This window comes from Streptomyces sp. NRRL WC-3742, assembly GCF_000720635.1.
GTDB lineage: Bacteria > Actinomycetota > Actinomycetes > Streptomycetales > Streptomycetaceae > Kitasatospora.
The window spans coordinates 84,506-99,349 of record NZ_JOCF01000005.1; the positions used below are offsets into that span (position 1 = coordinate 84,506).

11 protein-coding genes are annotated in these 14,844 nt (G+C 72.0%); 7 read left to right on the plus strand and 4 right to left on the minus strand.

Features of this window, described 5'->3' with window-relative positions:
* Positions 1-55: 55 nt before the first annotated feature.
* Complete coding sequence (locus IH61_RS0104960) at positions 56-391, plus strand: hypothetical protein (RefSeq protein ID WP_031065455.1); 336 nt, start codon at positions 56-58, stop codon at positions 389-391.
* Positions 392-556: 165 nt separating this feature from the next.
* Positions 557-1,492 carry a DUF4349 domain-containing protein gene (locus IH61_RS0104965; RefSeq protein WP_158844645.1) on the plus strand — a complete coding sequence of 312 codons (936 nt, stop codon included), beginning with the start codon at positions 557-559 and terminating at the stop codon, positions 1,490-1,492.
* 55 nt (positions 1,493-1,547) lie between these two features.
* On the opposite strand, the gene hemE is transcribed toward IH61_RS0104965, so the two are convergent.
* Positions 1,548-2,651 carry a uroporphyrinogen decarboxylase gene (gene hemE / locus IH61_RS0104970; protein ID WP_031065460.1) on the minus strand — a complete coding sequence of 368 codons (1,104 nt, stop codon included), beginning with the start codon at positions 2,649-2,651 and terminating at the stop codon, positions 1,548-1,550.
* Positions 2,652-2,830: 179 nt separating this feature from the next.
* Here hemE and IH61_RS0104975 point away from each other — a divergent pair, with 179 nt between their 5' ends.
* From IH61_RS0104975 to IH61_RS0104995, 5 genes are all read left to right on the plus strand, one after another.
* Positions 2,831-3,505, plus strand: a complete 675-nt coding sequence (locus IH61_RS0104975) for a DUF3000 domain-containing protein (protein ID WP_031065463.1) — start codon at positions 2,831-2,833, stop codon at positions 3,503-3,505.
* A 322-nt stretch (positions 3,506-3,827) separates the two neighbouring features.
* Entirely contained in the window at positions 3,828-4,523 is a 696-nt protein-coding gene (locus tag IH61_RS0104980) for a response regulator transcription factor (protein WP_031065465.1), read from the plus strand.
* Positions 4,524-4,687: 164 nt separating this feature from the next.
* On the plus strand, positions 4,688-5,950 hold the full coding sequence (locus IH61_RS0104985; RefSeq protein ID WP_031065467.1) for a ribonuclease D: 1,263 nt from the start codon (positions 4,688-4,690) through the stop codon (positions 5,948-5,950).
* 232 nt (positions 5,951-6,182) lie between these two features.
* Complete coding sequence (locus IH61_RS0104990) at positions 6,183-7,427, plus strand: thiolase family protein (RefSeq protein WP_031065469.1); 1,245 nt, start codon at positions 6,183-6,185, stop codon at positions 7,425-7,427.
* Between the two features lie 2 nt (positions 7,428-7,429).
* The gene (locus IH61_RS0104995; protein WP_031065472.1) at positions 7,430-9,577 is read left to right on the plus strand and encodes a 3-hydroxyacyl-CoA dehydrogenase NAD-binding domain-containing protein; all 2,148 of its coding nucleotides are present in this window, start codon (positions 7,430-7,432) and stop codon (positions 9,575-9,577) included.
* A 92-nt stretch (positions 9,578-9,669) separates the two neighbouring features.
* Here the strand turns inward: IH61_RS0104995 and IH61_RS0105000 are convergent, their stop codons facing one another.
* The 3 genes from IH61_RS0105000 to IH61_RS0105010 form a co-directional block, all read right to left on the minus strand.
* Entirely contained in the window at positions 9,670-11,199 is a 1,530-nt protein-coding gene (locus IH61_RS0105000) for an ArnT family glycosyltransferase (protein WP_234327029.1), read from the minus strand.
* A 189-nt stretch (positions 11,200-11,388) separates the two neighbouring features.
* Positions 11,389-13,296, minus strand: a complete 1,908-nt coding sequence (gene dxs, locus IH61_RS0105005) for a 1-deoxy-D-xylulose-5-phosphate synthase (RefSeq protein ID WP_031065476.1) — start codon at positions 13,294-13,296, stop codon at positions 11,389-11,391.
* Between the two features lie 259 nt (positions 13,297-13,555).
* The gene (locus IH61_RS0105010) at positions 13,556-14,734 is read right to left on the minus strand and encodes an ROK family transcriptional regulator (RefSeq protein WP_031065478.1); all 1,179 of its coding nucleotides are present in this window, start codon (positions 14,732-14,734) and stop codon (positions 13,556-13,558) included.
* Positions 14,735-14,844 lie beyond the last annotated feature (110 nt).

A 14,844-nucleotide genomic window follows, 5' to 3' on the forward strand; every position in this document is an offset into this window, starting at 1 on the left:
CACGCCCGCCGGAAACCGGATGCCCCACCGCCCCACCCCCGCTACCGTCCCGCCCATGGCGTACCTGTGGGGTGAAGCGATCCGCTGGGTTGACGACGAGCCGCAGCCGGGGATGGTGGAGGTCCGTTTCGCGGACGTGGACGGCGCGCGGTGGTCGATCATCGCCAAGACGCCGTGCTTCGGCACCCACAGTGCCCTCGGCCCAGACAGCTGGATCGAGGAGGACTCCCCGTTCCCCTTCCCGGTCGAGATCGAATGCACCGTCCTGAACGCGATCGGCACCGGTGACGACGAGGTCGTCACGGTGTCCTTCGAGTTCCCGCACTACCTCGAAATCCTCTCCGGCCGCAACGAGTTCCGGGTGGGACGCCACCAGCTCGGCGAGGACTGAGCCCGGCTCCTCGGTCCACCAGCGCGTTCAGATCGATCGCGATCGGGGTCGAGGGTGTCCGGGCCGCTGCCGAGCTGTGATCGAGCTGCGATCTTCCGGTGGGGTCCGGCGAGCCATCCTCTGCGTCCAATGGGCATGTACGCCAACGGACTTGGGGAGGGGCCGATGAAGGGCAGAGCAGGGGTGCTGACGGCGGTGGCCGTGGCTGTGCTGCTGGCCGGAGGGTGTGGCGCGAGCGGGGACCGGGGCAGCAGTGGCAGCGCTGCCAAGGCGGATGCGGTCGCCCCGGCGGCGCCTGCCGCGCCTGCCGCGCCGGTGAACGGGGGTGCGCCGAGTGCGGCGGCGGCTGCTACGGGTGGGAAGGCGGCGCCGGTGGCCGACAGTCGGGTGATGTCGTACACCGCGCAGCTGACCGTCCGCGCCAAGGACGTGAACCAGGCGCTGGCGAAGGCGAGGGAGTTGGCGACCGCCGCGGGCGGTTACGTCGGTGCGGAGTCGGTCACGGCCCCCGCGGGCTCCGTTCCGTCGGGCCAGTTGCAGCTGAAGCTGCCCTCGGCCGCGTTCCAGTCCTCGCTGGACCAGCTGGCCGGTCTGGGTGAGGTGCTGTCCCGTACCAGCCAGGCCGAGGACCTCACCCAGCAGGTGGCGGACGTGTCGAGCCGGGTGCAGTCCCAGCAGGCGAGCGTGGAGCGGGTGCGGGCGCTGATGGGGCAGGCGAAGTCGCTGGCCGACGTCACGACCCTGGAAGCGGAGTTGAGCAAGCGCGAGGCGGATCTGGAGTCGCTGCAGAAGCAGCAGAAGGAGCTGGCCTCGAAGACGTCCTACTCGACGGTCACCCTGAACCTGCGCGGTGAGGAGCCGCTCCCCGAGCCGGCGTCGAAGAAGGAGGAGAGGAAGGACGAGGGCTTCTGGTCCTCGGTGGGGTCCGCCCTGTCGGGCGGGTGGGACGTGCTGGTGCTGATCGTGCGCGGTCTGGCCGTGGCGGTGGCGGCGGTGTCGCCGTTCCTGCTGGCCCTGGGCGTGCCTGCGCTGGTCGCCTACCGCTTCCTCCGGCGCCGCCGTCCCACCCCGGTACAGCCCGAGGAGGAGCAGCCGGAGTGATCACGACGGTGGCGGGCCCCTACGGAAAGGGGCCCGCCACCGTCGTGCAACGGCGTCAGCGCGCGCTGGCCTCGTGGACGAAGGCGACGAGGCGGCTGAGGGCGTCCGGGTCCATGGAGGGCAGGACGCCGTGGCCGAGGTTGAAGATGTGGCCGCTGGTGCCGAGCGCCTGGGCGGCGTGCAGGACCTCGCGGGCCTTGGTCTCGACGACCTTGGTGGGGGCGTACAGCACGGCCGGGTCGAGGTTGCCCTGCAGGCCCTTGCCGGGGCCGACCCGCTCGGCGGCGACGTTCAGCGGCACCCGCCAGTCGACGCCGACGATGTCCGCGCCGGCCTGGCCCATCAGGCCGAGCAGTTCGCCGGTGCCGACGCCGAAGTGGATGCGCGGCACGCCGTAGTGGGCGACGGAGTCGAAGACCTTGGCGCTGGCGGGCATGACCGAGCGGCGGTAGTCGTCGGGCGCGAGGGAGCCGACCCAGGAGTCGAACAGCTGGACCGCGGAGGCGCCGGCCTCGATCTGCACCTTGAGGAAGGCCGAGGTGATGTCCGCGAGCCGGTCCACGAGGGCCGCCCACAGCTCGGGCTGGCCGTACATCATGGCCTTGGTGTTCTCGTGGTTCTTGGACGGCCCGCCCTCGATCAGGTAGCTGGCGAGGGTGTACGGGGCGCCGGCGAAGCCGATCAGCGGGGTCCCGCCGAGTTCCTCGACGAGCATGCCGACGGCCTCGGTGATGTAGGGGACGTCGTCGGGCTCGAGGGGGCGCAGCCGCTCGAGGTCCTCGAAGGTGCGGATCGGGTCGGCGATGACGGGGCCGACGCTCGGCTTGATCTCGACGTCGACGCCGATGGCCTTGAGCGGCACCACGATGTCGCTGAAGAAGACGGCCGCGTCCACCTTGTGCCGGCGCACGGGCTGGAGGGTGATCTCCTTGACCAGCTCGGGCTGCGTGCAGGACTCCAGCATCGTGGTGCCCTCGCGGACCTTGTGGTACTCGGGCAGCGAGCGGCCTGCCTGGCGCATGAACCACACGGGGGTGTGCGGCACCGGCTCGTGCCGGCAGGCGCGCAGGAACGCGGAGTCGTGCGCGGCGCCGCGGCGCGCGGGGGTGGGCCGACCGTCGTGGGTGGCCGCCGTGGTGTCTGCCGTAGTCTCGCTCACGGGTTGAATCTTCGCACGGGCAACGGCGCCGGTTTCCCGGGGTTGCCCGGGCCGGCCGCTCCAAGATCGCTTGAGGATCGGGCGAGTTAGGGCGGGATCAGGACGCGTTTGCCGTTCCGGCACGCCGCTGACGCGGAAGTTGCGGCGTCGACCGGGGTTTTCCACCTAGTCTTCGGGGCATGGCAGCGGTCGGAGGACACCCCGCGCAGGGTGGCGCAGCAGGTGGCGGCACAGCAGGTGGCTCGGGTCCGGAGGGGGCGCCGAGCGAGTTCCGCGCGGCCGTGGAGGCCCTGGACGGGGCGCGCCTGCGGCCCGAGGTGCAGCTCTCCCCCTCGCCGGCGCCGCGCCGGCTGGCCCCGCACGCGTTCGCGGTGACCGCCTCGGTGGAGGTGGACGGCGAGGAGCTGGCCGACGGCCGGCTGGTGCTGCTGTACGACCCGGCGGGCCAGGAAGCCTGGAACGGGGAGTTCCGGGTGGTGACGATGACCCGGGCCGAGATGGAGCCGGAGATGGCCGGCGACCCGCTGCTGTCCGAGGTCGGCTGGGCCTGGCTGCTGGACTCACTGCAGGCGCACGGCGCCGGGTACGCGGAGCCCTCCGGCACGGTGACCCGCTGCGCGTCCCAGTACTTCGGCGCGCTGGCGGAGCGCCCCTCCTCGACGGAGATCGAGATCCGGGCGTCCTGGACGCCGGCGGACGGCCGGTTCGAACGGCACCTGGCGGCCTGGGCGGACCTGCTGTGCGTGAGCGCGGGCCTGCCGCCCGCGACGCCGGCCCCGCAGTCGCCGACGGAGGTCACGTCACTCGGTGGAGTGGTCCCGATGCCCGCGCGTCGACGCCCGCGGTCGCACTGACGGGTGGCTCCCGGCCCGGACGGCACCGCGGTGCCGTGGTGCCACCCCCAGGGCTGACGGAGTGTGGCTTCGGACCCGGTCTGCGTCAATACCCCGGTGGTTCGTGACCGTTCCGCAACGAATTTGATCGATTTTGTGCGAATTCAGGGCATGTCGTATCAGTCATATGCGCGATTTGTCCGTATTGTTACTCACTAGATCGTGATCTTTCGCTAAAGCCGGGCACGGTTGATGCCGAAGCAGACTGTGACCCTTTCCGAACGCGGAACACTCCGAACCGCCCCCTTCGGGGTTCCGTCCGCCACTCCCCGCAGGAGACCTGGTGTCGGTCCTTCTCGAGCACCCCGCAAACGTGGTCGCCTACCGGCCGACCAAGCCCACCGCCATGGTGGTCATCGCCGATCCCCGTGTCCGAAACACCGTCACCCGCCACCTGTGGGCGCTCGGCGTCCGGGATGTGATCGAGGTGTCCTCGATCGCCGAGGCCCGTCCCCGGGTCTCCACCCCGCGTGACATCTGCGTCGCCGACGTCCACCTCCCCGACGGCTCCGGGCTGACGATCCTCGCCGAGACCCGCGCCGCGGGCTGGCCCAACGGCCTTGCACTGTCCGCCGCCGACGACATCGGCGCCGTCCGCAGCGCGCTGGCCGGCGGCGTCAAGGGCTACGTGGTCACCGGCACCCGCACCAACATCGCCATGCCGGGCCGACCGGGCCTGCCGCTGGGCGCCGGGCTGGCCGGCCGGATGCGCCGCCCCGGGATGCCGGGCATGCCGGGCGCCCCGGGTGCCCCCGGTGCGCAGGGCCCGCAGCAGCCCGCCTACCGCGAACTGTCGGGCCGTGAGGTCGAGGTGCTGCGCCTGGTCGCCGAGGGCCAGTCCAACAAGGCGATCGGCGTGGCGATGGGCCTGTCGGCACTGACCGTCAAGAGCCACCTGGCCCGGATCGCCCGCAAGCTCGGCACCGGCGACCGCGCCGGGATGGTCGCCGTCGCGCTGCGCACCGGCATCATCCACTAGCCGATCGATCCGATCCCGCTGCGGCGGCCGAGGAGGAACGTTTCCTCCTCGGCCGCCGCAGTCGTCCCGGCCGGGGCACCGAGCGGTGTCACGGAACGGCGTCGGAGGTGGTCTGACCAGTCCGACAACACTCCTGGTTCCGGAGGCCGTCGTACCCTTGGTGGGTGACCGACGCCGTAGCAGCCATCCCAGAAGAAGCAGCCCCGGTCCCGCTCCTCGAGCCGAAGGAGGGGATTCCGCCCGTCGTGGTGGACGAGGAGGCGCTGGCCGCCACCGTCGCCGCCTTCGCCGCGGGCACCGGGCCGGTCGCCGTCGACGCCGAGCGGGCCTCCGGTTACCGCTACGGGCAGCGTGCGTACCTGATCCAGCTGCGCCGCGCGGGTGCGGGCAGCGCGCTGATCGACCCGATCGCCTGCCCCGACCTCAGCGCCCTCGGCGAGGCCCTGGAGGACGCCGAATGGGTGGTGCACGCCGCCACCCAGGACCTCCCCTGCCTGGCCGAGGTCGGCCTGAGGCCGAAGCGGCTCTTCGACACCGAACTCGCCGGACGCATCGCCGGCTTCGCCCGCGTCGGCCTCGGGCCGATGACCGAGCACGTGCTCGGGCTGAGCCTGGCCAAGGAGCACTCGGCGGTGGACTGGTCCACCCGCCCGCTGCCCGAGCCCTGGCTGCGCTACGCCGCTCTGGACGTCGAGGTGCTGGTCGAGCTGCGCGACGCACTCGAACAGGAGCTGGACGCCCAGGGCAAGCTCGAATGGGCCCTGGAGGAGTTCGCCGCGATCGCCGCCGCGCCCCGCCCGGCCCCGCGCACCGACCCGTGGCGGCGCACCTCGCAGCTGCACAAGATCCGCCGGCGCCGCCAGCTCGCCGTGGTGCGCGAGCTGTGGCTCGCCCGCGACCGCATGGCGCAGGAGCGCGACGTCTCGCCGGGCCGGGTGCTCCCGGACGCCGCGATCGTCAACGCCGCGCTGGCCATGCCGCTGAACCTCGCCGCCCTCCAGGCCGTCCAGGGCTTCGGGCCCCGGGTGCACCGGCGCCAGCTGGAGCAGTGGCTGGCCGCCGTGCAGCGCGGCCGGGAGATCCCGGAGAACCAGTTGCCGCCGTCCACCGCGCCGCACGACGGCCCGCCGCCGCCGCGCGCCTGGGCCGAGAAGGACCCGGTGGCCGCCGCCCGGCTCTCCGGCGCCCGTACGGCCGTCAGCGAGCTGGCCGAGCGGCACCACCTGCCGCCGGAGAATCTGATCACCCCGGACCACGTGCGCCGGGTGTCCTGGGAGCCGCCGGCGGAGAGCACCGCGACGAACGTGGCCGCCGCGCTGCGCCGGCTCGGCGCCCGGCAGTGGCAGGTCGACCTGGTGGCGCCCGCGATGGCCGCGGCCTTCGCCACCGCCGCCGAGACGGCCGCCGAGGCCGCGGCGCAGAACTGAGGTCGTGGGCACGCGAAAGGGGGTGTCATCCGTACGGGTGACACCCCCTTTCGCGTGCCCGGGCGCAGGTCTCCTGGTGGGACGTGTCGCGGGACACACGCCCCCAACCCTCCGAGGGGCCTGGGCAGGTTGGTTACCGACGGGTAGCATGACGGTGAAGCGGCGCCGCTCGGGTCTTCGACGGCGGCAGCCTGCCCACCTCGAAATGTTGGTCCCTGGGAGGAGAGCCCCCGTGCCTCGTACCGCGAGGGACGTCGTCTTCGTCGATGGCGTCCGCACCCCGTTCGGCAAGGCCGGCCCGAAGGGCATCTACCACGAGACCCGCGCGGACGACCTGGTCGTCAAGTGCATCCGGGAGCTCGTGCGCCGTAACCCGAACCTGCCCGTCGAGCGCATCGACGAGGTCGCCATCGCGGCCACCACGCAGATCGGCGACCAGGGTCTGACCATCGGACGCACCGCCGCCCTGCTGTCCGGCCTGCCGAAGTCCGTGCCCGGCTACGCGATCGACCGCATGTGCGCCGGCGCCCTGACCGCCGTGACCGCCACCGCCGGCGGCATCGCCTTCGGCGCGTACGACGTGGTCGTGGCCGGCGGCGTCGAGCACATGGGCCGTCACCCCATGGGTGAGGGCGTCGACCCGAACCCGCGCTTCGTCTCCGAGAAGCTCGTCGACGAGTCCGCCCTGTTCATGGGCATGACCGCCGAGAACCTGCACGACCGCTTCCCGCACATCACCAAGGAGCGCTGCGACGCCTACGCCGTGCGCTCCCAGGAGAAGGCGGCGAAGGCGTACGCCAACGGCGACATCCAGCCCGACCTGGTGCCGATCTCGATCCGCAACACCAACCCCGAGGTCGGCGAGACCGGCTGGGGCCTGGCCACCACGGACGAGCCGATGCGCCCGGGCACCACGATGGAGTCCCTGGCCGGTCTGAAGACCCCGTTCCGCCCGCACGGCAACATCACCGCGGGCAACTCGGCCGGTCTGAACGACGGTGCCACCGCCTCGCTGCTGGCCGCCGAGGACGTCGCCGAGGAGCTCGGCCTCCCGGTCAAGATGCGCCTGGTCTCCTACGCCTTCGCGGGCGTCGAGCCCGAGGTCATGGGCATCGGCCCGGTGCCGGCCACCGAGAAGGCCCTGGCCAAGGCCGGTCTGACCATCGACGACATCCAGGCGTTCGAGGTCAACGAAGCCTTCGCCGTCCAGGTGCTGGCCTTCCTCGACCACTACGGCATCGCGGACGACGACGAGCGCGTCAACCCGTTCGGCGGGGCCATCGCCTTCGGCCACCCGCTGGCCTCCTCCGGCGTGCGCCTGATGAACCAGCTGGCCCGCCGCTTCGAGCAGCGCCCGGACGTCCGTTACGGCCTCACCACGATGTGCATCGGGTTCGGCATGGGCGCGACCGTCATCTGGGAGAACCCGCACTGGAGCGGGGCGGAAATGTCTACCGAGCTCGAGGGTGGTAAGTGAGCATGAGCACCACGACCGAGCTGCTCCAGCACGGCGCCGAGCTGTTCCCGGGCGAGGTCGTCACGACCGCCCACGTGCGCCACCTGGACCTGCCGCTGCAGGCCGGCAAGCTGGCCCTGATCACCCTGGACAACGGCTTCGACCACACCAAGCCGACCACCTTCGGCCCGGGCTCGCTGCTCAAGCTGGACGAGGCGCTGGACCAGGTCGAGGCCGAGGCCGCCGAGGGGAAGATCGTCGCCGCGGCGATCACCGGCAAGCCGTTCATCTTCGCCGTCGGCGCCGACCTCAAGGGCGTCGAGCTGCTCAAGGAGCACGCCGACGCGCTGGCCATCGGCAAGGGCGGCCACGAGGTCTTCAAGCGGATCGGCGCGCTGTCCGTCCCGACCTTCGCCTTCTACAACGGCGCGGCCATGGGCGGCGGCGTCGAGGTCGGCCTGCACTGCGACTACCGCACGGTGTCGGCGGGCGTCCCGGCCTTCTCGCTGCCCGAGGTCTTCCTCGGCCTCGTCCCCGGCTGGGGCGGCTGCACCATCCTGCCGAACCTGATCGGCGCCGGTAAGGCCGTGAAGGTCATCATCGAGAACTCGATGAACCAGAACAAGCAGCTCAAGGGCAAGGACGTGTTCGAGCTGGGGATCGCCGACGCGATCTTCGAGCCGGCCGACTTCCTGGAGCAGTCGCTGCTGTGGGCCGCCAAGGTCCTCAAGGGCGACGTCACCGTCGAGCGCGAGGCCATCGACCGCGGCAAGGCGTGGGACGACGCCGTGCTGTGGGGCCGCATGGTCGCCGACGCCAAGGTGCACGGCGCCGCCCCGGCCGCCTACAAGGCGCTGGACATCATCGCCGCCGTCAAGGACGCCGACTTCGCCGACAAGGCCAGCCTGCAGGCCGGCTTCGACGCCGAGGACGCGGCCCTGGCCGACCTCATCATGAGCGGCGAGCTGCGCAGCGGCATCTACGCCTTCAACCTGGTGCAGCGCCGGGCCAAGCGCCCGGTCGGCGCCCCGGACAAGTCGCTGGCCCGTCCGGTCTCCAAGGTCGGCGTCGTCGGCGCGGGCCTGATGGCCTCGCAGCTGGCGCTGCTGTTCGCCCGCCGTCTGGAGGTGCCGGTGGTCCTCACCGACATCGACCAGGAGCGCGTGGACAAGGGCGTCGGCTACGTCCACGCCGAGATCGACAAGCTGCTCTCCAAGGGCCGCATCGGCCAGGACAAGGCCAACCGCCTCAAGGGCCTGGTCTCCGGCTCGCTGGACAAGGCCGCTGCCTTCGGCGACGCGGACTTCGTCATCGAGGCCGTGTTCGAGGAGATGGGCGTCAAGCAGGCCGTCTTCGCGGACCTGGAGAAGGTCGTCTCGCCGACCTGCGTGCTGGCGACCAACACCTCCTCGCTGTCGGTCACCGAGATGGCCTCGAAGCTGCAGCACCCCGAGCGGGTCGTCGGCTTCCACTTCTTCAACCCGGTCGCGATCCTGCCGCTGCTGGAGATCGTCCGCGGCGACAGCACCGACGACGCCTCGCTGGCCACCGCCTTCGCGGTGTCCAAGAAGCTGAAGAAGACCTCGGTGCTGTGCAAGGACCGCCCGGCCTTCGTGGTCAACCGCATCCTGACCCGCTTCATGGGCGAGATCCAGAACATCATCGACGAGGGCACCCCGATCGCCTCCGTCGAGAAGGCCGTCGAGCCGCTGGGCCTGCCGATGTCCCCGATCGTGCTGATGGAGCTGGTCGGCCCGGCCATCGCCCTGCACGTGTCGGAGACCCTGCACCGCGCCTTCCCGGAGCGGTTCACCGTCTCCGAGAACCTCGGCAAGGTGGTCAAGGCCGGCAAGCGCGGCTTCTACACCTGGGTGGACGGCCAGCAGGTCCTCGACCCCGAGGTGCTGGAGCTGCTGACCTTCGGCGACACCGTGCTGACCGAGGAGCAGGTCCTGAGCCGCTCGCTCGAGGCCGTGGCGCACGAGATCGGCCTGATGCTGGAGGAGGGTGTCGTCGCCGAGGCGCAGGACATCGACCTCTGCATGATCACCGGTGCCGGCTGGCCCTTCCACCTGGGCGGGATCACCCCGTACCTGGACCGTGAGGGCGTCTCGGAGCGGGTGAACGGCAAGAGGTTCCTCGCCCCCGGCGTGGCCTCGGTGCCCGCGTAAGGCGTAGCCCGTACGAGGAGGAGCCCCCGGCGACCTGGTCGCCGGGGGCTCCTCCGTGTCCGCGTACGGTCGGTTCGTGTCCGCGTACGGACTTACTTCTTGAGGCGGTAGACCACGGTGTCGGCGAAGACGCCGACCATCTCGTAGTGGGTGTCCAGCAGGTTCTCGATCCGGGGCACCATGACCGGCTGGTACGGGGCGATGCCGGAGTCGTCCACGACGACCTCGGGCAGGCCGTTGGCCAGCTCCTTGTCGAAGGTCTGCCAGGCGTTGGAGACGCTGAACTGCTCGCCCACGTTGGGGCTGCCGTCCTTGCCGCCGCTGTAGTTGGTGAGGAAGCCGGCCGTCAGGTAGCGGGTGGCGGGCTTGCGGTCGGCCAGCCAGTACAGCTCGGGGTGCATGCCCCAGACCAGCACGGTGTCCTTGGGGCCGCTCTGGGCGGCCACGGCGGTGGCGACCTCGGTGGTGCGGTTGAGCTGCTCCCCCGGCCAGGCCAGTGCCAGGGCCCAGAAGACCGTGGCGGCGACGGTGGTGTACGCCATCACGGGCCGCCAGCGGATCGCCGAGGTGGCGACCGCACCGGTGCCCAGGAGGACCAGCGCGGGCATCAGCTGGAGGTAGTAGTGGCCGAAGAAGTGGAAGCCCACGCTGACCGCGACCACCGAGGAGAGCAGCCAGACCCACAGGTCCGCGGTGGAGCCGTGCTCCTCCCCGGCCACGGGCAGCGGGCGGTGGCGGTGCTTGAGCCAGAGCCGGCGCGCGACCGGGAGCAGGAAGCCGAGCCCGGCGGCGGCCAGGATGGCCGAGTTGCCGAGCGCGCGGCCGACCATCTGGAGCCAGGCGCCGCCGAAGGTCGCGTAGTCGCCGCTGCCGGTGACCACCCAGAAGAGGAAGCCCTTGGGCTTGGTCAGGATGACCGCGACCAGCGCTATCGGCAGGGTGAAGCCGAAGGCGATCTTGAACAGGGCGGGCGGCCAGCGCACCCCGCGGCGGCGGGCGTCCTGGAACAGCATCCACAGCACCGGCAGCAGGACGGCCCCGCCCGTCTGCTTGGTGAGCGAGCAGAGCGCGACGGCGATGCCGGCGGCGAGCCAGCGGCGGCGCTCGGCGTAGCGGAAGGCGGCCACCATGGCGGGCAGCATGAAGACCTCGAAGGTCGCCGCCTGGGTGTCCTCCGGGGAGAGGCCGATGGAGACCAGCAGGTAGAGCAGCCCGGCGCCGGCTCCGGCGCGGTTGCCCCAGCGGCCGCGGGCGATCGAGGCGAGCAGGATCGCGGTGACCAGGTGGGCGATCACGGCGAGGGTGCGCAGAGGCCAGAGGGAGGCGGAGCCGAAGACCCAGAAGCACGCCTGGTAGAGCCACGGGAGCAGCGGGGGCTTGCGGTCCACCACGGTGTCGTAGAGGACGCCGCCGTCGGCGAGCATCCGGGCCTGGGTGGCCAGGAAGCCCTCGTCCGGACTCCAGACGGGCCGGGCGAAGGACGGGACGTGGGTGGCCAGCGCGACCAGTGCGAGGACCGGCACCAGCCTGGTCCAGTACCCCTGGCGGACATGGGTACGGACACGCGCGGGCAGGCGCGTGGCCAGTCCGGCCAGGCGGGGGCGGGTGGGGGTGGTCGGCACGGTTGACAACCTACCGGGCGGGATCGGCGCGGGTGGCGCCGGTCCCGCCTTTCGGTGCGATTGTCAGCTTGTTTGGTGGCGAACTGTGACAGAGCTACAGCGGGATGGCTGTTGCGCGGCGCCCTTCGTTCACGCCCGCGCTCGCGCCGTCGTTCACGCCTTCGCTCGCGCCGTCGTTCACGCCGTCGTTCACGCCTCGACCGGGGTGGTCGCGTCGAGCTTGGCGACCAGGGCCGTCACCTTGCGGGCGATGTCCGGGGCGTTGAGGCCGATCTCGGCGAGGATCTCGTCGCGGCTCGCGTGGTCCAGGAACTGCGCCGGGATGCCGAAGTCGCGCACCGGCAGGTCCACGTCCGCGTCGCGCAGGGCCTGCGCCACGGCGGCGCCGACGCCGCCGACGCGGCCGTTGTCCTCGATGGTGACGACCACGCGGTGCTCGGCCGCCAGGCCCGGCAGGGCCGGGTCGACGGGCTTGACCCAGCGGGGGTCGACCACGGTGGCGGTGATGCCCTGGGCGGCCAGGAGGTCGGCGGTCTCCAGGGCGGTGGTGGCCATCGGGCCGACCGAGACGATCAGCACGTCGGCGCGGTGGGCGCCCGAGGGCTCCTCGGCGGCGCGCAGCACGTCCATGCCGCCGATCCGGCCGACCGCGGGGACGGACGGGCCGACGGTGCCCTTGGAGTAGCGCACGACGGTCGGGGCGTCCTTCACCTCGACGGCCTCGCGCAGCTGGGCGCGGACCTGCTCGGCGTCGCGGGGGGCGGCCAGGCGCAGGCCCGGGACGACCTGGAGGATCGACATGTCCCACATGCCGTGGTGCGAGGCGCCGTCCGGGCCCGTCACGCCGGAGCGGTCGAGCACGAAGGTGACGCCGAGCCGGTGCAGGGCCACGTCCATCAGGACCTGGTCGAAGGCCCGGTTGAGGAAGGTCGCGTAGACGGCGAACACCGGGTGCAGGCCGTTGGTGGCCAGGCCCGCGGCGCTGGTGACGGCGTGCTGCTCGGCGATGCCGACGTCGAAGATGCGGTCCGGGAACGCCTGGGCGAAGGGCGCCAGGCCCACCGGGTGGAGCATGGCGGCGGTGATGCCGACGATGTCCTCGCGCTCGTGGCCGAGGGCGACCATCTCCTCCGCGAAGACGGAGGTCCAGTCCTTGCCGGCGCTCTTGATCGGCAGGCCCGTCTCGGGGTGGATCACGCCGACCGCGTGGAAGCGGTCCTCGTCGTTGTTCTCGGCGGCGTGGTAGCCGCGGCCCTTCTCGGTGAGGCAGTGCACGATCACCGGGCCGCCGAAGCCGCGCGCCTTGGTGAGGGCGGACTCCAGGGCGGTGAGGTCGTGGCCGTCGATGGGGCCGATGTACTTGAGGCCGAGGTCCTCGAACATGCCCTGGGGGGCGATGAAGTCCTTGAGGCCCTTCTTGGCGCCGTGCAGGGTCTCGAAGAGCTGCTGGCCGACGACCGGGGTGCGCTTGACGGCGTCCTTGCCCCAGGACAGGAAGCGCTCGTAGCCCTGGGTGGTGCGCAGGGTCGAGAGGTGGTTGGCCATTCCGCCGATGGTCGGGGAGTAGGAGCGCTCGTTGTCGTTGACGACGATGACGACCGGGCGGTCCTTGGCGTCGGCGATGTTGTTGATCGCCTCCCAGGCCATGCCGCCGGTGAGCGCGCCGTCGCCGATGACGGCCACGACCGGGTCGTGCTTGCCGAGCACCTGGTTGGCCTTGGCGAGGCCGTCCGCGTACGAGAGCACGGTGGAGGCGTGCGAGTTCTCGATCACGTCGTGCTCGGACTCGACGCGGGACGGGTAGCCGGACAGGCCGCCCTTCATGCGCAGCCGGGAGAAGTCCTGGCGGCCGGTGAGCAGCTTGTGGACGTAGCTCTGGTGGCCCGTGTCGAAGAGGATGCGGTCGCGCGGGGAGTCGAAGACCCGGTGCAGCGCGATGGTGAGCTCGACCACGCCGAGGTTGGGGCCGAGGTGGCCGCCCGTCTTGGAGACCTCGGTCACCAGGAAGGTCCGGATCTCCTGGGCCAGTGCGGCCAGCTGTCCGGGCGTGAGCCGGTCGAGATCGCGCGGTCCCCGAATGCGGGTCAGCAGGGCCACCCGTTCCTCCTCGTTCAAGTGTTCGCGGACCGCGGGGGTCCGGCGGGCGTCGCTGCCCCGGTCCGGCGGCGGGCCGGTGGGTCCGGCCGGTGCCGACCGGTCGAGTCTAGTGTCCGCCTGCCGGACACCGAGCGGCGCCGCCGGTGCGGTCGTCTGGTTGCTGCCATTCCCGGAGGTCGTGCCGGGGGCGGCGGTCAATCTTGATTGACGAACGAATGTTCGAGAGGTGGGATCGGCCGCCGCTGGATTTCAGCTCGGTTCAGCCCCGGCCGAGGGCTCCGGACTCCCCCATCTCGCTCATCACCATGGCCAGCGCCCCGAGCACCTCCGCCCGGCCGCCCAGGGTGCCCGGGACGACCGACAGCTGGCGGGCGGCGCTGGGGATCGCGTAGCGGGCCACCGAGTCCCGGATCGGGGCGAGCACCAGCTCACCGGCCTCGGCGAGGTCCCCGCCGAGGATCACCCGGCGGGGGTTGAGCAGGTTGCAGAGCATCGCCACGCCCGTACCGATCTGGCGGCCCGCGTCGGCGATCACCCGGCGGCAGCCCAGGTCCCCCCGGTCCGCCAGCTCGACCACCCGGGGCAGGGTGAGCTCCGCGCCGAGGGTGGGGGCGAGCAGCGACAGCAGGTAGCGGGAGCCGACGAAGGTCTCCAGGCAGCCGCGGTTGCCGCAGCGGCAGACCGGGCCCGCCTCGTCCAGCGTGATGTGCCCGATCTCACCCGCCGTACCGCCCGGGCCGCGGTAGATCTGGCCGTTGACCACCAGCCCGGCGCCCACGCCGCTGGCCACCTTGATGTACGCGAGGTCGCTCAGCCCGCGGCCCGCGCCCCAGACCAGCTCGCCGAGGGCGCCCAGGTTCGCGTCGTTGTCCACGTGCACCGGCATGCCCAGCCGCGCGGCCAGCTCCCGGCCCGGGGCAATGCCCGTCCAGCCGGGCAGGATCGCGGTCGAGCCGAGCGCGCCCGTCTCCACGTCGATCGGGCCGGGCACGCCCAGGCCGACGCCGATCACCTTCTCCGCGCGGAACCCGGCCTGCTCCAGCAGCCGCTCCACCATGGCCTCCGCCCGGTCGAAGCCCTGCGCGGCGGAGACGTCCACGTCGATCGGGGCGCTCTCCTCGGCCAGCACCCGGTGCGCCAGGTTGCCGACCGCCACCCGCAGGTGGGTGTGGCCGAAGTCGATGCCGACCACGATGCCCGCGTCCCCGCTCAGCGAGACGCTGCGGGCCCGGCGGCCGCCCGAGGAGGTGTCGGCGACCACGACGGTGCCGCTCTCCTTCAGCTCCCGCACGATGTTGGACACGGTGGCCGCCGAGAGGCCCGTACCCCGGGCGATCTCGGCCTGCGTCAGCGAGCCCGCCATCCGCACCGCGCGCAGCACCCGCTCCAGGTTCGCCCGGTGCAGGGACGACTGCGAGCCCGGTGTGTCCGTCGACATGATCCACCCTCCAGGGCGGGGAACCCTCCACCGGGCGTCCCCTTCGACTTCTGAAGCCTAGGGGGTCGGGGAGGTGCCCGGGGGCCGTCCGGGAGGTGAGCCGGGGGTGC